19 protein-coding genes are annotated in these 21,386 nt (G+C 71.8%); 5 read left to right on the top strand and 14 right to left on the bottom strand.

The genetic code is table 11. The features are described from left to right. Window positions 1-3 precede the first annotated feature (3 nt). The 11 genes from murC to G8E01_RS05490 all read right to left on the bottom strand — a co-directional run bounded on the left by murC (window position 4) and on the right by G8E01_RS05490 (window position 12,341). Complete coding sequence (gene murC, locus G8E01_RS05540; RefSeq protein ID WP_166316970.1) at window positions 4-1,410, bottom strand: UDP-N-acetylmuramate--L-alanine ligase; 1,407 nt, start codon at window positions 1,408-1,410, stop codon at window positions 4-6. Further along, on the bottom strand, window positions 1,407-2,501 hold the full coding sequence (locus G8E01_RS05535) for a UDP-N-acetylglucosamine--N-acetylmuramyl-(pentapeptide) pyrophosphoryl-undecaprenol N-acetylglucosamine transferase (RefSeq protein ID WP_338100749.1): 1,095 nt from the start codon (window positions 2,499-2,501) through the stop codon (window positions 1,407-1,409). Before G8E01_RS05535 ends, murC begins: the two co-directional genes overlap by 4 nt. After that, on the bottom strand, window positions 2,498-3,682 hold the full coding sequence (gene ftsW, locus G8E01_RS05530) for a putative lipid II flippase FtsW (RefSeq protein ID WP_166316967.1): 1,185 nt from the start codon (window positions 3,680-3,682) through the stop codon (window positions 2,498-2,500). The genes G8E01_RS05535 and ftsW overlap by 4 nt, the downstream gene beginning before the upstream one ends. Window positions 3,683-3,692: 10 nt before the next feature. Then, window positions 3,693-5,240 (bottom strand): UDP-N-acetylmuramoyl-L-alanine--D-glutamate ligase, encoded by a 1,548-nt coding sequence (gene murD, locus G8E01_RS05525; protein ID WP_166316964.1) that lies wholly within the window; start codon window positions 5,238-5,240, stop codon window positions 3,693-3,695. Next, window positions 5,237-6,349: a phospho-N-acetylmuramoyl-pentapeptide-transferase gene (gene mraY / locus G8E01_RS05520; RefSeq protein WP_166316961.1), complete on the bottom strand. Its 1,113-nt coding sequence runs from the start codon at window positions 6,347-6,349 to the stop codon at window positions 5,237-5,239. Before mraY ends, murD begins: the two co-directional genes overlap by 4 nt. After that, window positions 6,346-7,761, bottom strand: coding sequence for a UDP-N-acetylmuramoyl-tripeptide--D-alanyl-D-alanine ligase (locus G8E01_RS05515; protein WP_166316958.1), 1,416 nt, complete (start codon window positions 7,759-7,761; stop codon window positions 6,346-6,348). Before G8E01_RS05515 ends, mraY begins: the two co-directional genes overlap by 4 nt. 30 nt (window positions 7,762-7,791) lie before the next feature. Further along, window positions 7,792-9,585: a peptidoglycan D,D-transpeptidase FtsI family protein gene (locus tag G8E01_RS05510; RefSeq protein WP_166316955.1), complete on the bottom strand. Its 1,794-nt coding sequence runs from the start codon at window positions 9,583-9,585 to the stop codon at window positions 7,792-7,794. A 26-nt stretch (window positions 9,586-9,611) separates the two neighbouring features. Next, a complete protein-coding gene (gene ftsL / locus G8E01_RS05505; protein WP_155049041.1) occupies window positions 9,612-10,190 on the bottom strand; it encodes a cell division protein FtsL in 579 nt (192 codons plus the stop codon). After that, complete coding sequence (gene rsmH, locus G8E01_RS05500) at window positions 10,187-11,140, bottom strand: 16S rRNA (cytosine(1402)-N(4))-methyltransferase RsmH (RefSeq protein WP_166316952.1); 954 nt, start codon at window positions 11,138-11,140, stop codon at window positions 10,187-10,189. Before rsmH ends, ftsL begins: the two co-directional genes overlap by 4 nt. 106 nt (window positions 11,141-11,246) lie before the next feature. Next, on the bottom strand, window positions 11,247-11,678 hold the full coding sequence (mraZ, locus tag G8E01_RS05495; RefSeq protein ID WP_166316949.1) for a division/cell wall cluster transcriptional repressor MraZ: 432 nt from the start codon (window positions 11,676-11,678) through the stop codon (window positions 11,247-11,249). Between the two features lie 273 nt (window positions 11,679-11,951). Next, on the bottom strand, window positions 11,952-12,341 hold the full coding sequence (locus G8E01_RS05490; RefSeq protein ID WP_155049044.1) for a DUF3040 domain-containing protein: 390 nt from the start codon (window positions 12,339-12,341) through the stop codon (window positions 11,952-11,954). A gap of 70 nt (window positions 12,342-12,411) precedes the next feature. On the opposite strand from G8E01_RS05490, the gene G8E01_RS05485 reads away from it, so the two are divergent. Continuing rightward, window positions 12,412-13,512 (top strand): polyprenyl synthetase family protein, encoded by a 1,101-nt coding sequence (locus G8E01_RS05485; protein ID WP_166316946.1) that lies wholly within the window; start codon window positions 12,412-12,414, stop codon window positions 13,510-13,512. A 6-nt stretch (window positions 13,513-13,518) separates the two neighbouring features. Here the strand turns inward: G8E01_RS05485 and G8E01_RS05480 are convergent, their stop codons facing one another. Then, the gene (locus G8E01_RS05480) at window positions 13,519-13,872 is read right to left on the bottom strand and encodes an Rv2175c family DNA-binding protein (RefSeq protein ID WP_338100748.1); all 354 of its coding nucleotides are present in this window, start codon (window positions 13,870-13,872) and stop codon (window positions 13,519-13,521) included. A gap of 150 nt (window positions 13,873-14,022) precedes the next feature. Between G8E01_RS05480 and G8E01_RS05475 the strand changes: the two genes are divergently transcribed. From G8E01_RS05475 to G8E01_RS05460, 4 genes are all read left to right on the top strand, one after another. After that, a complete protein-coding gene (locus G8E01_RS05475; protein ID WP_166316943.1) occupies window positions 14,023-15,249 on the top strand; it encodes a LysM peptidoglycan-binding domain-containing protein in 1,227 nt (408 codons plus the stop codon). 41 nt (window positions 15,250-15,290) lie between these two features. Then, window positions 15,291-17,267 carry a Stk1 family PASTA domain-containing Ser/Thr kinase gene (gene pknB / locus G8E01_RS05470; protein ID WP_166316940.1) on the top strand — a complete coding sequence of 659 codons (1,977 nt, stop codon included), beginning with the start codon at window positions 15,291-15,293 and terminating at the stop codon, window positions 17,265-17,267. An 84-nt stretch (window positions 17,268-17,351) separates the two neighbouring features. After that, window positions 17,352-17,951 (top strand): TetR family transcriptional regulator, encoded by a 600-nt coding sequence (locus tag G8E01_RS05465; RefSeq protein ID WP_166316937.1) that lies wholly within the window; start codon window positions 17,352-17,354, stop codon window positions 17,949-17,951. Between the two features lie 43 nt (window positions 17,952-17,994). After that, window positions 17,995-19,200 (top strand): MFS transporter, encoded by a 1,206-nt coding sequence (locus G8E01_RS05460; protein ID WP_166316934.1) that lies wholly within the window; start codon window positions 17,995-17,997, stop codon window positions 19,198-19,200. A 60-nt stretch (window positions 19,201-19,260) separates the two neighbouring features. Here the strand turns inward: G8E01_RS05460 and G8E01_RS05455 are convergent, their stop codons facing one another. Together G8E01_RS05455 and G8E01_RS05450 are read right to left on the bottom strand one after the other, a co-directional pair. Beyond that, a complete protein-coding gene (locus tag G8E01_RS05455) occupies window positions 19,261-20,598 on the bottom strand; it encodes a class II 3-deoxy-7-phosphoheptulonate synthase (RefSeq protein ID WP_155049047.1) in 1,338 nt (445 codons plus the stop codon). Window positions 20,599-20,639: 41 nt separating this feature from the next. Next, window positions 20,640-21,350, bottom strand: a complete 711-nt coding sequence (locus tag G8E01_RS05450; RefSeq protein WP_166316931.1) for a 1-acyl-sn-glycerol-3-phosphate acyltransferase — start codon at window positions 21,348-21,350, stop codon at window positions 20,640-20,642. Between the last annotated feature and the right edge of the window lie 36 nt (window positions 21,351-21,386).

Raw genomic sequence — 21,386 nt, 5'->3', positions numbered from 1 at the left:
GGCTCACTCGGCGGCGTCGCCGCCGCGCTCGAGCGCGGCGAGCACCTGCGGGATGATCCGGTAGACGTCGCCGCAGCCGAGCGTGACGACGTAGTCACCCTCGCGCGCGATGTCGGCGACGCGGGACGCGGCCGCGTCCCAGTCCGGCACGTAGGACACCCCCGCCGGGTCCCGGAACGCCTCCTCGACGAGCGCGCCGGTCACGCCGGGGATCGGGTCCTCGCGCGCGCCGTAGACGTCGAGCACGACCGTGTGGTCGGCGCGATCCTCGAGGACGCGGGCGAACTCGCCGGACATCAGGCGCGTCCGGGAGTACGTGTGCGGCTGGTGCACGGCGATGATCCGTCCGGATCCGACGACCGTGCGAGCGGCGGACAGCGCGGCGTCGACCTCGGTCGGGTGGTGCGCGTAGTCGTCGAAAACGCTGACGCCGCGGCGCACGCCGTGCAGCTCGAAGCGGCGCACCGTGCCGCCGAACCCGGCGACGGCGCGCGCGGACTCCGCGAGGGGGTGCCCGAGGGACAGGAGCACCGCGACGGCGCCCGCGGCGTTGAGCGCGTTGTGATGCCCCGGCACGCGCAGCGTCACGTCGACCCGTTCGCCGCCGGCGTGGAGGGCGAACGAGACGGGCCCCGAGGCCGCGACGTCGGAGACGCGCACGTCGGCGTCCGCGGACTCTCCGAAGGTGACCACGTTCGCGTGGGTCAGCTGCGCGCGGACGCGCCTGGCCCCCGCGTCGTCGGACGAAATGACCACGGCCTCACGCGCCGCATCGGCGAATCGCACGAACGCGGCGTCGAACGCCTCGTGCGAGCCGTAGTGGTCCAGGTGATCCGCGTCGACGTTCGTGATGAGCGCGACGGAGGTGTCGTAGAGGAGGAACGTGCCGTCCGACTCGTCGGCCTCGACGACGAAGAGGTCGCCCGCCCCCGCGCGGCTCGAGACGCCGTACTGCTGGATCACGCCGCCGTTGACGAAACTCGGATCGGTGCCCAGACCGGCGAGACCGGTCACGATCATGCCCGTCGACGTCGTCTTGCCGTGGGCGCCGGCGACCGAGACCAGGCGGCGCCCCGCGATGAGGTACTTCAGCGCCTGCGACCGGTGCAGCACGGGGATCCCGCGCTCCTTCGCCGCGAGGAACTCGGGGTTCTCGGGCCAGATCGCACCGGTGTAGACGACCGCGTCGACGTCGCCCAGGTGCGCGGCGTCGTGTCCGATCGCCACGCGCGCGCCGAGGTCCGCGAGGTCGCGCGTGTTCTGGCTCTCGGAGCGGTCCGAGCCGGACACGGGAATGCCCGCCTGCAGGAACATGCGCGCCAGCCCCGAGATGCCGGATCCGCCGATCCCGATGAAGTGGACGGATCCGATCGTCTCGGGGATCGGAACGGTGAGATCGGGAGCGATCATGGGCGGGAGTTCTCCCCTCGCGCGGAAAGCGCCTGGTCGAGGTGGGCGATGACGTTCTCGGTGCCGCGGCGGGTGCCCGCGCCCTCGGCGGAGCGCGCCATCTGCGCGATGGCGTCGCGGTCGCCGAGGAGAGGCACCAGCTCGTCGCGGACGTAGGCCGGGGTGAAGGCGGCGTCCTCGACGAGCCGCGCGGCGCCGGCCGCGACCGCCGACGCGGCGTTCAGGCGCTGCTCGCCGTTGCCGACGGGATAGGGCACATACACGGCCGGGATGCCGAGCGCCGAGACCTCGGAGACCGTCGAGGCGCCGGAGCGCGCGACGATGAGGTCGGCGAGCGCGAACGCGAGGTCCATGCGGTCGACGTAGCGCCGCAGGACATACCCGGCAACGCCCGGGTCGGCGAGGTCGCTGCGCTCCCCCGTGACGTGGAGGATCTGCCAGCCCGCGTCGCGCACGTCGCGCCAGGACTGCCCAAGGGTGTCGTTGAGGCGGCGCGCCCCGAGGGATCCCCCGAAGACCAGGAGGACGGGGCGCTCGGCGTCGAGGCCGAAATGCGCCGCGGCCTCGGCGCGGCGAGCCGCGCGGTCGAGGCCGACGATCTCGGGGCGCAGCGGCATCCCGACGACCTCGGCCCCGCGGATCCGGGTGCCGGGGAACGCGACGCCCACGGCGGACGCCGACCGCGCGCCCAGGACGTTCGCGAGCCCGGGCCGGGCGTTCGCCTCGTGGACCACCGCGGGGATCCCCGCGCGGTGGGCCGCAACGTACGCGGGCGCCGCGGCGTAGCCGCCGACGCCGAGCACGACGTCGACGCCGCGGTCCGCGAGGTAGCCGCGCGCGGTGCGCACGGCCCGCGCGAAGCGCGCCGGGAAGCGCAGGGCGGCGCCGTTCGGGCGGCGCGGGAACGGGACCTTGGGAACGACGAGCAGCTCGTATCCGCGCTCCGGCACAAGGCGGGACTCAAGGCCCTCCGCGGTGCCGAGGATGAGCACCTCGTCCTCGGGTCGGCGCGCCCGGAGGCCGTCCGCCACGGCGAGCATGGGGTTCACGTGCCCGGCGGTTCCGCCACCGGCGAGGAGGTACGTCGTCACCGGACGATCTTACGCCGGAGCGGCGCCGGCACGGCTCCGACGGGCCGGGCCCCGTCCGGGAGCGTGCGCGCGAGGCTCAGCAGGATTCCCGAGGCGAGCAGGACCGCGATGAGGGAGGATCCGCCCGCCGAGAGGAACGGCAGGGGCACGCCAAGCGCGGGGAAGATCCGCAGCACGACGCCGATGTTGACGAGCGCCTGGCCGATGATCCAGACGCCGATGCCGCCGGCCGCGACGCGCGCGAAGAGGTCGTCGGTGCGGCGCACGATGCGGAACGTCCCGACCGCGAGGACCGCGAACAGCGCGAGGACGACGACGCAGCCGAGGAGCCCGAGCTCCTCGCCGACGATCGCGAAGATGTAGTCGTCGGCCGCGGCGGGCAGCCAGTTGTACTTCTCCTTCGAGTTGCCGAGCCCGAGGCCGAGGAGGCCGCCGCCGGCCAGCCCCCACATGGCGTGCAGCGGCTGATAGCAGGTCCCGAGGTAGTCGTCCAGGCAGTCCTGGTCGAGCACGCTCATGATGCGCGTGAGGCGGTTGGTGCTCGTGAGCGCCACGAAACCGACCGCGAGCACGCCGCCCAGGATGAGCGGCAGGAGCATGCGCAGCCGAACGCCCGCGAAGAACATCGCGCCCAGGACGATGAGCGCCATGATCATGACGGTGCCGAGGTCCTCGCCGGCGAGGACCGTTCCCATGGCGAGGAGGGCGACGGGGAGCAGCGGGATCGCGACCTGCCAGAAGCTGTCGAGGCGGTCGCGCTTGCGGTACAGCACAAGCGCCATCCAGAGAGCGAGGGCGAGCTTCAGGAACTCGGACGGTTGCACCGTGACGGCGCCGAGGTCCAGCCAGTTGCGGTTGCCGCCGAACTCAAAGCCAAGCGGCGTGAACACCAGCAGCTGCAAAACCAGCCCGATGACGAGGCCGGGCCAGGCGAGCCGGCGCAGCCAGGCGACCGGGAGGCGGCTCACGATGAGCATGAGCGGGATCCCGACGGCGGCGTACACGAGGTGCCCTATGCCGTCGTTGAAGGGGCTGCCCGTCGCCGCGATCGACTCGACCGTCGTCGCCGAGAAGATCATGACGACGCCGAAGACCGTGAGGAACAGCACGGAGGAGAGGATCAGGAGGAACTCGACCGACAGCGGTCCGATCGCGCGCCCCAGGGAGACGCGCGCGCGCATGGCGGGGGTGTCAGTCGCCCGCGGGGGCCGCGCCGTCGAGGTCATCCGGCCTTCCCCTCTCGATCCGGTCCCGCACCGCCTCCTGGAACCTGTCCCCGCGTTCGCCGTAGCTCGCGAACTGGTCGAAGGAGGCCGCCGCCGGCGCGAGCAGGACGGCGCCGCCCGATGCCGCGGCCTCCGCCGCGCGATCCACGGCGCGCCTCATCACGGAATCAGTCTGAGCGTCGTCGACCTCGATCACGGGAACGTCCGGCGCGTGTCGCGCGAACGCCTCGACGACCGGGGACCGGTCGACGCCGATGACGATCGCCGCGGACACCGACGCTCCGCGCTCGGCGATCAGCGCGTCGATGTCCACGCCCTTGAACAGCCCGCCGACGATCCACACGCACCCCGGGTACGCCGTGAGCGAGGCGATGGCCGCGTGCGGGTTGGTCGCCTTCGAGTCGTCGATCCACGACACGCCCCCCGCCTGCGCGACGAGCTGCGCGCGGTGCGGATCCAGGGCGAAGGTCGCGAGCGCCCGGCGGATCGCGGCGGGCTCGGCGCCCACGGCGCGCGCGAGCGCGGCGGCGGCGAGGACGTTCTGAACGACGTGGGGCGCGGAAAGCCCGCGGGCGCCCAGCTCCTCGAGGGTGACGAGCTCCGCCGCCGACGTCCGACGGTTCTCGACGAACGCGCGGTCGGCGAGGATCCCGTCCACGACGCCCACATCGCTCGGCCCGGGAACGCCGAGGTCGAACCCGACGGCGCGCGCGCCCTCGGTGACGTCCGCCTCCTCGACCATCCGGCGCGTGGCGACATCCGCCTTGTTGTACACACAGGCGATGCGCGTGTGGCGATAGACCACCGCCTTCGCGTCGCGGTAGGCGGCGAAGGACCCGTGCCACTCGAGGTGGTCGTCGGCGAGGTTGAGGCAGGTCGCGGCGGCGGGGACGGGCGCCCCAACGCCGTCCGACAGCCCGAGGTACCAGAGCTGGTGGCTCGACAGTTCGACGACAAAGACATCGAACCCGGCGGGATCCCGCACCGCGTCGAGCACGGGAACGCCGATGTTGCCGCACGGCGCGGCGCGCAGCCCCGCCTCGACGAGCATCGTGGCCGCGAGGCGCGTCGTGGTCGTCTTGCCGTTGGTCCCCGTCACGAGGATCCACTCGGCGGGCGTGCCGTCGGCGCGCACGACCTTGTCGCGCACGCGCCACGCCAGCTCGATGTCGCCCCACAGCGCGATCCCCCGCTCGCGCACCCAGCGGATCACGGGGTGAGCCGGCGAGAACCCCGGCGACGCCACGACGACCTCGGGTGCGAAGCGGACGAGCTCCTCGGGTGCCTCGTCGAGCGGCCCCTCGTGGAGCCGAGCCCCGATGACGGGCAGCAGCCCCGCGTACTCCTCGGGCGCCTGCTCCGTCACGACGAGCACGTCCGCGCCGAGCTCGGCGAGCGTGTCCGCGACGGAGAACCCGGTCGCCGCGAGTCCCAGGACGGCGACCCTCAGGCCCGCCCAGTCCGACCGCCAGCTCGTGAGCGACGCGAGTCGCGTGGTCACATCATCGGTCATACGCGCGAGAGCCATTCGATGTAGAGCAGGCCGACGCCCGTGACGGCGAAGAGGCCCGCGATGATCCAGAAGCGCACGACGATCGTCGTCTCCGGCCATCCGCGCAGCTCGAAGTGATGGTGCACGGGGCTCATGAGGAACAGGCGACGCCCGCCCGTGATCTTGAAGTAGAGCCGCTGCAGGATCACGGATCCGCTCGCCATGACGAACAGGCCCGCGATCAGCACGCCGAGGAGCTCGGTGCGGGTGAGGATCGCCATGGCGGCCACGACGCCGCCGATCGCCATCGACCCGACGTCGCCCATGAAGATCTTCGCGCGCGGGGCGTTCCACCAGAGGAAGCCGACGAGCGCGCCCGCGAACGACGCCGACACGATCGCGAGATCGAGCGGGTCGCGGACCTGATAGCAGGCGGCGAGGTTATCGGGCGCCGTGCCGACGCCCGCGCACGCCTGGTTGAACTGCCAGAACGCGATGAGGCTGTACGCGCCGACGACGAAGATCCCGGCGCCGGCGGCCAGCCCGTCCAGCCCGTCGGTGAGGTTGACGGAGTTCGAGAAGCCCGTGCCGAGGAGCGACAGCCACGCGAGGTAGAGCAGCCACCCGAGCACGGGCGTCAGCGCCATGAACGAGAGCACGTCGATGTCGCGGATGAACGACACGTACGGGCTGCCCGGGGTCTGCTCCGCGCTGTTGGGGAAGTTCAGGGCGACGACGCCGAAGGGCACCATGACGATGATCTGCCCGGCGATCTTCTTCCAGCCCGACAGGCCGGCATAGTGCTGCATCTTGACCTTCATGTAGTCGTCGATGAAGCCCACGGTGCCAAATCCGAGCATCGCCCACAGGACGAGCCAGCCCGACAGCGTCGGGGGGTTACCGCCCGCGAAGGTGCCGGCGAGATACCCCACGATCGTGCCGAGGATGAAGATGACGCCGCCCATCGTGAGCGTGCCGCGCTTCGTCTCGTGCTTGGGCGCGTTGAAGCCCTCGCCGTCCGTGCGGATGACCTGCCCCCACCCCCACGTCCGGAAGAGCCGGAAGAAGACGGGGGTCAGGATCAGCGTGAACGCGAGCGAGATCGCCGCCGCTGCCAGTAGTGATCTCACGCGAACAATTCTCCCAGACGGTCGCCGAGGAACCTCAGGCCCGCGGCGTTGGACGACTTGACGAGCACGCGATCGCCGTCGACGAGCTCATCGGCGAGGTACGCGAAGGCCTCGTCCGCGGTCTCGAAGAACACGGCCTCGTCGCTCCAGGAGCCCTCGGCGATGGCCGCCAGGTACAGCGGGCGCGCCTCGCGGCCGACGACGACGATGCGCGGGATCCGCAGGCGCACGGCAAGCAGCCCGATCTTCTGGTGCTCCTCGACGTCGAGCTCGCCCAGCTCACTCATCGCGCCGAGCACCGCCACCATGCGCTCGCCCGGCTGGGCGATCTCGGCAAGCGTGCGCAGGGCGGCCTGCATCGCGTCGGGGCTGGCGTTGTACGCGTCGTTGATGATCCGCACGCGCTCCGATCCCAGGGGCTGCATGCGCCACCTTTCGGCGAGCGCGACGGACTCCAGGCGCGCGACGGCCGCCGCGGGCGCGACGCCGAGCGCGACGGCCGCGGTCAGCGCCGCCTGCGCGTTCGACACGTGGTGCGCACCGAGGACCTGCAGGTGCATGTCGAACCGCTCGCCGTCCACGACGAGCCGCGTGTCGGTGCCGTGCGGCGTGACGCGCACGTCCTCGGCGCGGACATCCGCGTCCTCGCCGCGGCCGAACCACCGCACGTTCAGCCCGCGCTCGGCGGCTGCCGGGGCCATCGCCGCGACACGCGGATCGTCGGCGTTGAGGACGGCCACGCCGCCGGGGCGCGCGGCCTCGACGAGCTCGCGCTTGGCGATCGCCGTCTGCTCGATGCCGCCGAAGCCGCCGGCGTGGGAGAGCCCCACCATGAGCTCGATCACGACGTCGGGCGTCACGAGCCCCGCGAGGCGCGCGATCTGACCCGGCGCGTCGGCGCCGAACTCGCAGACGAGGAAGCGGGTCGTCTCGGTCACGCGGAGCATCGTCAGCGGGGCGCCGACCGCGTTGTTGAAGCTCGCCACGGGCGCGACGGTCTCACCCTCGTCCTCGAGAATCCGCGCGAGCATGTTCTTCGTCGTCGTCTTGCCGTTGGATCCGGTGATCCCCGCGACCCGCAGGTGGCCCAGGGCGCGCACGCGGCCGACGACCTCGCGGGCGAGGTCGGCGAGCGCCCGCACCACGTCCGGCACGACGACCTGGGAGCACTCCGCCTCGGGCACGACGCGCTCAACGATCGCGAGCGCCGCCCCGGCGGACGCCGCGGTCGCGACGAAGAGGTGACCGTCCGTGACCTCCCCCGGCTTGGCGGCGAAGATGTCGCCCGGTCCGACGAGGCGCGAGTCGGTGTCGACGGCGCCGGACACGCGCGAGGCAGGCGTGTCCGCGCCCACGAGGTGCAGCTCGCCGCCAACGGCGGCCGCAATCTCGGAGAGTGAAAGAGCGATCATAACGTGCTGGTCCTTCGCGCGAGACGCGCGTCAATCCGTGAACTGGGGAAGCGGCTCGAAGGGCTCGTCCGACGGCGGGACGCGGTACGTCTTGAGCACCTGGGTCATGGCCTTCTGGAACGCCGGGGCCGTGGCCGCAGACGACGTTACTCTACGCGGCTCATCGAGGCTCACCATGACGATGTACTGAGGATCGTCCGCCGGGGCCATGCCGACGAGGCTCGTGAAGTAGACGCCGCTCTTGTATCCGCCGTTGCCGTCCGACTTCTGCGCCGTTCCCGTCTTCGCGGCGATGCGGTAGCCCGGCACCTGGATGAGGTCGGACACCGAGCCCGCGTTGGCCACGTTCTCGAGGATGTCGACGGTCGTGTCGGCCGCGTCCTCGCTGACGACCCGCTGCTCGTCGGGAAGCGCGGGAGAGGTCACGGTGCCGTCGGCCGCGGTGCACGAGTCGACGATGCTCAGCGGGGTCCGTACGCCGCCGTTCGCGAGCGTCTGGTAGGCGCTGACGACCTGCGGCATCGTGACCGTGTAGCCCTGGCCGAAGGTGGTCGCGTAGTAGGTCTGGTTGTCCCACTCGTCGGACGGGCGCAGCACGCCCGTCCCCTCGCCGAGGAAGTCGATCGACGTCTTCTCCCCCACGCCGAAGGCCGTGAGGTAGTCGTAGCGGGTGTCGGCGGACACGAGGGATCCGATTTTCGACAGCGCGACGTTCGACGAGTCGACCATCGCGCCCGTCAGCGTGTAGTGGAAGACCCCGTGCGCGTAGGAGTCGCCGACGGCCGCGCCGTTGTCGAACTCCTCGTAGCCCGACGCATCGACGGGGGTCAGGGGCGTCGCCGCCCCCTGGTCCAAGACCGTCGCCGTCGTGATCGCCTTGAACGTGGATCCCGGCTCGAAGGTCCGGGTGAACACGGACGCGCCGCGCTCGGAGGCGTCGACCGCCTGCGGATCGTTCGGGTCGAGCGTCGGATAGTCCACGGCGGCCTTGACCTCGCCGGTCTCCACCTCGACGACCATGATCGACCCCGCCTGCGCCCGCTGCGCCTCGACCTCCTCCTTGAGCATCTGGAGGAGGTACCAGCTGAGGTCGGTGTCGATCGTGAGCTGGAGCGTGCCGCCGTTTGTTGCGGGCGTCTCGACCGTGGTCCCGGGGATCCGCACGCCGCGATCGCCCGAGGTCTGATACTGCACCGACCCGTCGGTCGACGCGAGGCAGGCGTCCTGCATGAGCTCGTACCCCGCGAGCGGCTCCTCGTCCGTGCTCGTGAAGCCGACGAGGTTTCCGGCGACGGCGCCGTTCGGATAGGTGCGGGACTTCTGCTGCTCGAACGTGAGCATGGGTGCGTCGAGCTCCAGGAGCGCGCGGTACTGCTCGGTCGTGATGCCGCTCTCCACCCGCGCGTACCGGGAGTCGGGGTTGGCCGCCAGCGCGTCGTCGACGACCTGCTCGACCTCCGCGCCCGTCATGCCGATGACGTCGCCGATGCGCTCGGCGAGGTGCCCCCACGTCTCGACATACTTCTCGCCGGCCTCGTCGTAGCGGGTGACGTCGTCCGCGACGGCGGGATCCACGTTCACGTGGTAGCGCACGGTGCTGCTCGCGAGCACCTGGCCCTCGGAGTCGACGATCGAGCCGCGCACACCGAGGATCGTGTCGGTGCTGACAAAGTTCGCCGTCTTGTACGAGTCGTCGATCAGCTCCTGCGCCCGGACGACCTGGATATCGAACAGGCGCACGACGAACGCGATCAGCACGATCAGGACGACGACGGCCGCGATGCTCGTGCGGCGCCGCGCCGTGTGGCTGACCGGAGTGTTCATCACGATCCTCGTCTCGGGAAAAAGGGCTAGTGCGTGGTCGGGACGGGCAGGCCGTCTTCGAGCGGCGGAGCGACGGGCGTCTCCTCCGCCGCGGCGTTCTCCGCGCCTCCGCCGCCGAGGGTGGCCCCGCGGTCGGTCACGAGCGGCGTGTCGGCGATGAGCGCGTTGGCCGCGGCGTTGCCGGACTGGACGTTCACGGTCGACTGATCCCCCGCGGGCGCGCCGGATCCCGTGATCGCGGCGTCACTCAGGCGCAGGTAGCTCGGGGAGGAATCGATCACCATTCCCAGCGCCGAGGCATTCGCGGCGAGGTACTGCGGCGAGGCCAGGCCCGCCACGTCGTCCGCGAGCTCCTGCCGATCGAGCGTCAGCTGGCGCTGCTGTTGCTCGAGCCCTGCGAGCTCGTAACTGCCCTGCGCCGTGAGGATGGAGACGCCGAGCTGGGCGGCCGCGATGAGCACGGCTCCCGTGACCGCGACCGCGGCGTACGCGACGCGCGGGCGCCGCCGCCTCTCGGCCCGCGGCACGGCGCGGAGACCGCGCTCGGGCGCCTCCGGCCGCGGGCGATGCGGCTGCGGCAGGAGGTCGGCGTGTGCGATGCTCATCGGTCCTCCCGGATGCGTTCGATGGCGCGCAGGCGCACGGGCAGCGCGCGCGGGTTGGCCTGGGCCTCGGCCTCGCCCGCGCGCTCCGCGCCGCGGACAAGGAGACGAAATCGCGGCTGGTGCTCCGGGAGCTCGACCGGGAGGCCGGGAGGGGCGGACGACGCCGTCGCCTCCGCGAAGAGGCGCTTGATGAAGCGATCCTCGAGCGACTGGTAGCTCATCACGACGAGCCGCCCGCCCACCGCGAGCGCGTCCAGAGCCGCCGGGATCGCGCGCTCGAGGGCCTCGAGCTCGCCGTTGACCTCGATGCGGAGCGCCTGGAAGACGCGCTTGGCGGGGTGCCCCGCGTTCTTCAGCGCGGCCGGAGTGGCGCCCTGGAGGATGTCGACGAGATCCCCCGATCGCGCGATGGGGCCGTTCTGCCGCGCCGCAACGATCGCGCGGGCGTATCGCCCCGCCAGCTTCTCCTCGCCGTATCGCTCGAAGATGCGCCGCAGGTCGCCCTCGCCGTAGGTCGCGACGACGTCCGCGGCGGTGCGACCGGCGGATTGGTCCATGCGCATGTCGAGCGGTGCGTCCTGCGCGTACGCGAAGCCGCGGTCCGCCTCGTCGAGCTGCAGCGAGGACACCCCCAGGTCGTAGAGGATCCCGTCGGCGCGCGCGATCTCGGCCTGATCGAGCGCCGCGCGGATCCCGTCGTACACGGTGTGCACGAGGTGCACGCGGTCCCCGAAGGGAGCCAGTCGCGCGCCCGCCAGCTCCAGCGCCTGGGTATCGCGATCCATCCCGACCAGGACCGCGTTCGGGTGGCGGGAGAGGACGGCCTCGGCGTGGCCGCCCATGCCGAGGGTGCCGTCGACGTAGACGGCGCCGTCGCGCTCGAGCGCGGGGGCAAGGAGCTCGAGGCAGCGCTCGAGCAGCACGGGGATGTGAATGTCGCGGGGATCCATAGGTCGTCCGTGGCCCGCCTGGACCCGGGAATCCGGATCCCCATCCGCGCGACCTGTCACCGGGGAAGTGACGACAGGGTCGCGGCTGGGAGTCCGGGTCACCGGATCAGAACAGTCCCGGAATCACCTCCTCCTGCATCTCGGCGTACGTGTCCTCGTTGCCCTCGAGGTAGGCGTTCCAGGCGGCCGCGTCCCAGATCTCCGCGTGGGCGCCCACGCCCGTGACGACGAGCTCTTTGCTGAGCCCGGCGTACTGGCGAAGGTGCTGCGGCAGGGTGATGCGGTTCTGACCGTCGGGCGCCTCGGCGCTGGCGCCGGAGAGGAACATGCGCAGGAAGTCGCGGGCCTGCTTGTTGCTGAGGGGAGCTTGGCGGATCCGCTCGTGCACCTGTTCGAACTCCGACGTCGAAAAGACGTAGAGACACCGTTCCTGACCGCGGGTGACGACGACGCCACCGGCGAGCTCCTCGCGGAACTTCGCCGGCAGGATGACGCGGCCTTTGTCGTCGAGCTTCGGTGTGTGTGTGCCCAGCAACATCGGCCATTCACCCCCCTGACGTGACCGGCCCTCCGCGAGGTGCGCCCCACATTACTCCACTTTCCCCCACATACCAGAGAAAATCTACTCGCAGACCGTCATATCGTGCGTTCCAGGCCCGGAATCCTGCGACGGATCCTCGGTGGAGGAGGGTGGAGGCCGGACGCACGCCCCAGCCGACCCCGGCGTGTCGCGGGGCGCGTGGGTCCGTGTACGCGCACAAAAAAGCGCCGCCCCCATACGGGGGCGGCGCGGGAAACCTCGAGGCCGGGATCAGCCCTGCTGGCGGCGATCCCATCGGTCGTTCATCTTGTCCATGAAGGATCCGCCCGAAGACGGCGAGGACTGCGGCGCGGGCCGGGCTCGATCGCCCCCAGAGGACGCCGCGGATCCGCGCCCCGGTGCGAGCGCGAGAATCACTCCGCCGACCATCGCGGCAAACCCGAGGACCCCGACGATGACGCCGACGACGACCGCGACGTTCCACAGCGCGATGCCGGCAAGGATCGCGGCGAGACCGGCGAGCACGAGAAGCGCGCCGATCAGCATGTTGCGGTAACTAAAGCCGCGCGAGGCGCCCGCATGCACGACATCGGCGTCGGTGTGCATGAGCTGGCGCTCCATCTCATCGAGAAGTCGCTGCTCCTGCTCGGAGAGTGGCATCGGGAAAACCCCCTCGGGTGGAAAGACCGTAGTTCATTCTATCGCCTGCGCAGGCACCTAGGCTAGGCGTGTGCCGTTCGCTCACGACATCATCACAGACATCTCGGAGCGCGTCGAAAAGTTCGCGCGTGCACGCGTGCGCGAGGCCCTCGCCGACGAGGTGTTCGCGGGCTCCGGCGCGACGGATCCCGCCGCGTCCCTCCTCCTCGAGCGCGCCGCCGCCGCGCTGACAGGCGGCAAGCGCCTGCGCGCGCGATTCGCCCTGCTCGGGTGGCGTGCCGCGACCGCGCGCGACGAGCCGAGCACGGCCGCGCTGGGCCTGGGCGCCGCGCTCGAGATCTTCCAGGCGGCGGCCCTCGTGCACGACGACATCGTCGACAACTCGGACACCCGCCGCGGCCACCCGTCGACATGGCGCGCGCTGGAGGCCGCGCACCGCGAGCGCGGCTGGGTCGGCGACAGCGAGGCCTTCGGCCGGTCCGGAGCGATCCTCCTCGGCGACCTGCTCCTCGGGTGGAGCGACGACCTCTTCGAGGAAGCAACGGCGGGCGCCGCCGCGCGCCGCGCGACCCGCGCCGTCTATCAGCGCATGCGACGCGACGTCATCCTGGGCCAGTTCCTCGACGTCTCCGAGGAGGCGGCCTGGGTGCGCACGCCCGACGCCGAGCACGCGGAGCGCGCGATGCGCATCGCCGTCCTCAAGTCCGCGCGCTACAGCGTCGCGCAACCCCTCGAGCTCGGCGCGACGCTCGGCGGCGCGTCCGACGCCGTGCGCCGCGGCCTGGCCGAGGTGGGCGCCCCGCTCGGCCTCGCCTTTCAACTGCGCGACGACATCCTCGGCGTGTTCGGGGATCCGTCGGTCACGGGAAAGCCCGCGGGCGACGACCTGCGGGAGGGCAAGCGCACGCTTCTCGTCGCGTATGCCCGCGAGGGCATGGACCCGGCGGAGCGGAGCCGCTTCGACGCGCGCATCGGCGCCGCGGACCTCGCGCCGGACGACGTCCGGGCGCTGCAGGACCTTGTACGTAACACCGGCGCGCTCGAACGCGCCGAGGCCGTGATTTCGGATCGCGCGGACGCCGCGCGCGCCGCGATCGCGGGAGAGGAGCTTGCCGGCGTCGCGGGCGACCTGGAGCGTCTCGTCGAGGCGACGACGCGGCGCGAGACGTAGCTCGCGTCAGGCGAGGGTCTGCGCGATGCGCCGGACCTCGGCCTTCCGTCCCACGAGAAGCGACTCGATGGGAGCGTGCCCGAGCGACTCCTCTGGGGTAAACAGCCAGGCGACGATCTCGTCGTCGGTAAAGCCGACATCGCCGAGCACGATCACCGTGCCGCGCAGCGACGGCAACACGCGGCCGCCGTCGACGAAAGCCGCGGGGACGCGCAGCACGCCGTCGCGGCGCAACGCCACGAGCGCGCGCTCGTCCAGCAGGCGGCGCACCCGCCCGGGGGCCTCGCCGATCCGCTCGCCCACCTCGGGGAGCGTCAGCCAGTCGAGGGCGTCCAGAACCGTGTCGTTGTCATCAGCCACAGGGCGATTCTCCCACGGTCTCCCCCGGGTCCTCGGATCCCATCCGTCACAAAAACCACAATGGATGACTTCAGTTGACACCGTTATCCATCCGTGACAGCGTGACAATCCGCCGATGTGTGTGATCGGCCGATCCGGAGGGGGATCTTCGTGGGACGACGCAACCGCATTCTGACCGCCGCGCCCGTCGCCGTGACGGGCGCCGTCGCGCTCGCCCTCGGTGCGACGCCCGCCGTCGCCGCCGACCAGGCGCCCGAGCGACCGACCACGGACCGCCGCGGCCTCGACCGCGCCCTCGGCACCATCGCGAACCGCCCCGCCGCGACGCCGGACGTCGCGCACACCGCGCGGACATCGCCGACCTACGTCGTCCGCGCAGGGGACACGGTCACGGGGATCGCGATCCGTCACGGGCTCCGCACGGTCGACGTGCTCACCTGGAACGACCTGAGCTGGTCCAGCACGATCTTCCCCGGCCAGGAGCTGACGCTCCGCGCGCCGAGCGGGGGCGGCGCCGTCGCCACGGCCGCCACGTCGGAGAGCGCGCAGCCGGCCCAGTCCGCGCGCACCACGTCGAGCTACACCGTGCGCGCCGGCGACACGCTCTGGGCGATCGCGCAGGAACAGGGCGTCTCGGTCGCGGCGCTGACCTCCGCCAATGCGCTCGGCCGATCCGCCGTGATCTTCCCCGGCCAGCGGCTCGACGTCCCCGGGGCGGAAACCTCGGCGCCGCGCGGCACCGTCGCCGCCGAGCGGGGCGAGGCCTCCTCCAGCGCGCAATCCCACACCGTGCGCGCCGGCGACACCCTGTGGTCGATCGCGCGCGACGCGGGGCTGTCCGTGGGTGCCCTCCTCGACCTCAACGATCTGACGTCCGCCGCGATCATCTACCCCGGTCAGGACCTCGTCCTGACCGCACCGCCCGAGGCGCGGGAGACGACGTCCATCTACGACAACCCGGACCACGACCTGGCCGCGACGCTCACGGCTCCCCAGGCCGAGAACGCCGCCCTCATCATCGGCGTCGGCCGCGAGCTCGGCGTCGGCGACCGCGGCATCGCCATCGCGCTCGCGACGGCCATGGTCGAGTCCGGCCTGCGCAACGTCGATTATGGGGACCGCGACTCGCTCGGGCTCTTTCAGCAGCGGCCGAGCGCGGGCTGGGGCGCCGCCGATCAGCTCGTCGACCGTGGCTACGCGACCCGCGCCTTCTTCACCGGCGCGCCGGACGGATCCACCCGCGGCCTCCTCGACCTGGCCGGGTGGCAGGACATGGGCTTCGGCGAGGCGGCTCAGGCGGTTCAGATCTCGGCCCACCCCGGGCGGTACGACCGGTGGCGCGTCGCGGCGTACGGCTGGCTCGCGCAGCACGGGTGAGCCTTCCGGGCCGGGGCCCGTTCAGTCCCTAGAATCAATTCGTGTCTTCTCGTCCGCCGGCTGATCCCCTCCTGGGGCGGCTTGTCGACGGCCGGTACCGGGTGCGGGGGCGCATCGCCCGCGGCGGCATGGCGACCGTGTACCTCGCGACCGATCTCCGCCTGGAGCGGCGCGTCGCGCTCAAGGTCATGCACCACCACCTGAGCGACGACGACCGGTTCCAGAGCCGGTTCATCCAGGAGGCGCGGGCAGCCGCGCGCCTGAGCGACCCCCACGTCGTGAGCGTCTTCGACCAGGGCCAGGACGGCGACATCGCCTACCTCGTCATGGAGTATCTCGCAGGCATCACCCTCCGCGATCTCCTCGCGGAGCAAACGCGCCTGTCGCTCTCGCAGACCATCACGATCATGGACGCCGTGCTCTCGGGCCTCGCGTCGGCCCATCGCGCGGGCTTCATACACCGCGACGTCAAACCGGAGAACGTCCTCCTCGCCGAGGACGGCCGCGTGAAGATCGGCGACTTCGGGCTCGCCCGCGCCACGAGCGCCAACACGGCGACCGGGCAGCAGTTGCTCGGAACGATCGCGTATCTCGCCCCCGAGCTCGTGACGCAGGGATCCGCGGATGCGCGCACCGACATCTACGCGCTCGGCATCATGCTGTACGAGATGCTCGCGGGCGCGCAGCCCTACACGGGCGAGCAGCCGATGCAGATCGCGTACCAGCACGCGACGGAGCAGGTGCCGCGCCCCAGCATCCGCAATCCCGAGGTGCCCGAGCCGCTCGACGAGCTCGTCCTGTGGGCGACCGAGCGCGAGCCCGACGAGCGCCCCGCCGACGCGCAGGAGATGCTCGACCGACTTCGCGAGATCGAGCACCAGATCGGCGTGCACCCGCTCCCCACCCGGGGGCGCCTCGCCGCGCGCGCCGCGGAGGATCTCCTGGGCGAGAACGCGACGAAGCTTCTCGCGCCGGAAGACGACGAGCCCGGCGCCACCGCCATCCTCGCCCCGACCCTCGCCGTTCCGGGGCCCACCGCGAGCGACCAGAACGCCGAGCGATTACGAGTCCGAACCCGGCGGCGGACCGTGCGCGGCTGGTGGGCCGCGATCATCGTCCTCCTTCTCGCGCTCGCCTCGGGAGGGACGGGGTGGTGGTTCGGGTCCGGGCCGGGGTCGATGATCGTCGTGCCCTCGTTCGCGGAGAACGCGACCTTCGACGATGCCGCGGCCGCCCTCACGGCCCTCGAGCTCGTCCCGACCGAGGAGTCCGAGACGAGCATCGATGTGCCGGCGGGACGGATCCTCGACGTCACCCCCGCGAGCGGCACGCCCGTCTATCCCGGGCAGCGCGTGACGATCGTCACCTCACTCGGCCCCGCCGCCGTCGAGGTGGAGTCGTTGCGCGGCCTCCCTCAGGACGAGGCCGCCGACCTCGCCGAGGAACAGCGCCTGCGGGTCGCCGACGACGTGTCCGAACGGTTCGACTCCGCCGAGGCCGGAACGGTGCTCGCGGCGCGCGTGTCGCCGCGCGGGTCCGGCGACCCCTACGCGTGCGGCGACGGGTGCTCCGCGCACGAGGGCGACGCGATCGCGTTCACCGTCTCCGTGGGCGCGGTCCCCGACGTCGAGAACGTCACCGTGGCCGAGGCGCGCGATCGCTTGGAGGACGTCGACCTCGTCGTGGCCGACGCCACGGAACAGCGCTACAGCGACGCGATCGAGGAGGGGCGCATCATCGCCCTCGTGGATCCGGGAGAGCAGGCGCTCTCCCCCGGCGACACGGTGACGCTCATCGAATCACTGGGTCCGGAGCCCTTCCCCGTCCCGGACGTCGTCGGTCTCACGCGCGACGACGCCATCGCGACGCTCGAGGCGGCGGGATTCGTCGCCGACCATTCCGCGCTCTGGAGCGTCTTCCCGAACGGCCTCACGACGGTGACCGGAACCGACCCCGGGCCGGAGAGCATGCACCCCCTCGGGACCGAGATCTACCTGCAGATCTCCGCGACCGGCTGATCCGTCCGGTGTACGTTCGTACGCATCGGCGATAGGATCGGCGCATGCGTAGCGTTTCGTCTCCTCCCCACACGGGCACGGCCCGTGGCCCACGCGTCGCGCCGAGGGGCGGCGAGGGCCATCGCTGAGGACCCCACCGCCGAGGGTCGCACGCGCCGGCATGACCCCGAGCGGCGCACGCGGATCCTGCTCGCCTGCCTCGACGTCATCGCCGAGGTGGGGGTGGCGGGCGTGTCGCACCGCCGGGTCGCGCGGGCGGCCGACGTGCCGCTGGGCTCGATGACCTATCACTTCGCCAGCAAGGACGAGCTCCTCTTCGACGCCCTCGCGCACTTCGCCGAGGAGATCAGCGACCGATTCGAGCGGCGGATGCGCGCCGCCTCCGACGCGGACGCGGCGCGCGGCGCGGTCGCCGACATCATCCGCGAGGACGTGTTCAGCGACGGCCGCGAGCTCGTCCTGACCCACGAGCTGTACACGCTGGCCGCGCGGGATCCGCGGTACCGGCAGCTGACCTCCGCGTGGATGACCCGCAGCCGGGCGGCGCTCGAGCGTCACTTCGATCCGCTGACCGCGCGCCTGCTGGACGCGGCGATCGAGGGGCTGTCCATCCACCGCGCGCTCGACGCGGTCGAGCGCGACCCGGACGACATCGCCCGGGCCATCGAGCGTATCGCCGGCTGAGTTCCGTTCCCCTCCCCGCTCTCGACGATCGGACAACACACCCATGCGCCCCACACCGCAGCCGCCCTCGGTCGGCCGCGCGCGAGCCGCGGTCTCGGCCCTGTTCCTCACGAACGGCGCGCTGTACGCGAACATCCTGCCGCGCTACCCCGAGATCAAGCAGGCGCTCGGCCTCGACAACGCCGAGTATGGCTTCGCCGTGATCGCGTTCCCCGTCGGGGCGATCGTCGCGGGCCTCGGGGCCGCCTGGGCCATCCGGCGCCTCGGCTCGGCGCGGGCCGCCGTGTTCAGCACCATCCTCACGGCGCTCGGCGTGCTGGCCGCGGGCCTCGCCCCGAACGTATGGGTCTTCGTCGGCTTTCTCCTCGTGGGCGGCGCGTGCGACGCGATCACGGACGTCGCGCAGAATGCGCACGGTCTCCGGGTTCAGCGCGCCATGGGCCGGTCCATCCTCAACTCATTCCACGCCGTGTGGTCGGTGGGCGCGGTGCTCGGCGGAGCCATGGCCGCCGGCGCCATCGCTGTGGGCCTGCCGATCGGGGTGCACCTCGCGATATCGGGGGCGATCTTCTGCGTCGTCGCGCTTGTCGCCCTGCGGTATTGCCTGCCGGGGCCGGATCGCGACCCGACCCCGGACGGCCACGCCGCGGCGTCCTCCGGCGCGGAGATCGCGCGCCGCGTGCCCGCCCGGGTCGTCCTCACGCTCATCGCGCTCGTCGTCATCGCGATGGCGGGCAGCGTCGTCGAGGACGCGGGCTTCACCTGGGCGGCGCTCTATCTGACGTCCCTCGGGGCGCCCGGAGCGATCGCCGCGACCGGGCTCATCGCCCTCGTCGGCGCCCAGTTCGTCGGCCGCCTGGTGGGAGACCGGCTCGTCGACAGGTTCGGACAGCGCGCCGTCGCGCGGGCGGGCGGCCTGCTCGTCGTGGTCGGAATGGGGGTCGCGCTGGCGCTCGGGACGGTCTCCGGCAGCATCGTCGGGTTCGCCGCGGCCGGCCTCGGGATTGCGACCCTCGTCCCCGCGGCGATGCACGCGGCCGACGAGCTCCCCGGCCTCCGCCACGGCACGGGCCTCACGGTCGTCTCCTGGCTCATGCGCCTGGGGTTCTTGGCGTCGCCGCCGGCGGTGGGCCTCATCGCCAACGCCACGGACCTGCGCACGGCGCTCGCGATCGTCCCGTGCGCCGGCCTCGCGGTGATTGTGCTCGCGGGCGTGCTCGACCGCCGCCGCGAGAACGCGCGCCGTTGACACCACGAGCGCCGCCCCGGCCGAACACGCGGATCGATCGGGGCGGCGCGGGGCGGGGCGCTAGCGCTTTTCGAGCTCCTCGGCCACGAGGAAGGCCAGCTCGAGCGACTGCATGTGGTTCAGGCGCGGGTCACACAGCGACTCGTAGCGCGTCGCGAGCGTCGCCTCGTCGATCTGCTCGGATCCGCCGAGGCACTCCGTCACGTCGTCGCCCGTGAGCTCGACGTGGATCCCGCCGGGGTGCGTGCCCGCGGCGCGGTGCGCCTCGAAGAACCCGCGCACCTCGTCGACCACGTCGTCGAAACGACGCGTCTTGTAGCCCGTGGGTGTCGAGAAGCCGTTGCCGTGCATGGGGTCGGTGACCCACAGCGGCGTGGCACCCGAGTCGCGCACGGCCTCGAGCAGCGGCGGCAACGCGTCGCGGATCGCGTCGGCGCCCATGCGCGTGATGAACGTCAGGCGGCCCGGCTCACGCTCGGGGTCGAGCTTGTCGATGAGCGCGAGCGCCGTTTCCGGCGTCGTCGACGGGCCGAGCTTCACGCCGATCGGGTTGCGCACCTTCGAGAAGAAGTCCACGTGCGCGCCGTCGAGCTCGCGCGTGCGCTCGCCGATCCAGATGAAGTGCGCCGAGGTGTCGTAGACGCCCCCGGTGCGCGAGTCCACGCGCGTCAGCGGGCGCTCGTAGTCCATGAGGAGACCCTCGTGGCCGGTGTAGAAGTCCACGCGCTTCAGCTCGTCGAAGTCGGCTCCCGCCGCCTCCATGAACTTGATCGCGCGATCGATCTCCGTCGCCATCTGCTCGTAGCGCTTGTTGGCGGGGTTCTCGGCGAAACCCTTGTTCCACGAGTGGACCTCGCGGAGGTCGGCGAACCCGCCCTGCGTGAAGGCGCGGATGAGGTTCAGGGTGCTCGCAGCCGTGTGGTACGCCTGCAGGAGGCGCCGCGGATCCGCCGTGCGCGACTCCTCGGTGAAGTCGAACCCGTTGACGATCTCGCCGCGGAATGCCGGCAGCGTCACGTCGCCGCGCGTTTCGGTGTCCTTCGAGCGCGGCTTGGCGAACTGGCCCGCCATGCGCCCCATCTTCACAATCGGCATCGAGGCCCCGTACGTGAGGACGACGGCCATCTGGAGCACGGTCTTGATGCGGTTGCGGATCTTGTCTGCCGTCGCGCCCGCGAAGGTCTCGGCGCAGTCGCCGCCCTGCAGGAGGAACGCCCGGCCCGCAGCCGCCTCGCCGAGGCGATAGCGCATCTCGTCGACCTCGCCCGCGAACACGAGCGGGGGCAACGTCGCCAGCTCGGAGGACACCAGCTCTACCGCGGCCGCGTCGGGCCAGGAGGGCTGCTGCTTGATCGGGAGGTCGCGCCAGGCGTCCAGCGCGTCGGAGGAGTGCTGCATGCCCCCCAGCCTAGCGGCCGCCACGCGCGCGCCGCGCGCGGTCAGGAGAAGGAGCTAGCGGCGGCCGCGCCCCGCTCTTCCGCTCGCGCGCGGTGCGCCGAGGCGTAGTCGTCGACGTACTCCTGCCCGCCCAGCTGCTGGAGGGCGACCATGATCTCGTCGGTGACGCTGCGGAGAACGAATCGATCGTCCTCGAGCCCCTCGTATCGGGAGAAGTCGAGCGGCTCGCCGATGATCATGCCCACCCGCATGATCCGGGGAACCGTGGCGCCGATCGGCATCATCGTGTCGGTGTCGACCATCACCACGGGGATCACGGGCACCTTCGCCACGAGCGCCATGCGCGCCAGCCCCGTGCGCCCCTTGTACAGGCGCCCGTCCGGGCTGCGGGTGCCCTCGGGATAGATGCCGAGGAGGTCGCCGCGCCCGATCACCTGCAGCGCCGTGTTAAGCGCCGCCTCGGACGCGGATCCGCCGGACCTGTCGATGGGAATCTGTCCCGTGCCCGTCATGAACCACTTCGTGGCCCACCCCTTCAGCCCGCGGCCCGTGAAGTACTCGGCCTTCGCGAGGAACGACATCGGTCGGTCGATCATGAGCGGCAGGAAGATCGAGTCCATCACCGAGAGGTGATTCGACGCCAGGATCGCTGCCCCCTGCGAGGGGATGTGGTCGGCGCCCGTGATCCAGGGACGGAAGATCGCCTTCAGCACCGGACCGATCACCAGGTACTTGAGGATCCAATAGATCACGGCGCGCACTCCAGGGGTCGGGGACGGCGACGAGTC

Origin of the sequence: Microbacterium excoecariae, assembly GCF_011326725.1 — a bacterium.
GTDB classification, from domain to species: Bacteria; Actinomycetota; Actinomycetes; order Actinomycetales; family Microbacteriaceae; genus Microbacterium; species Microbacterium excoecariae.
This window is presented reverse-complemented; position numbering and strand designations above follow the sequence as displayed.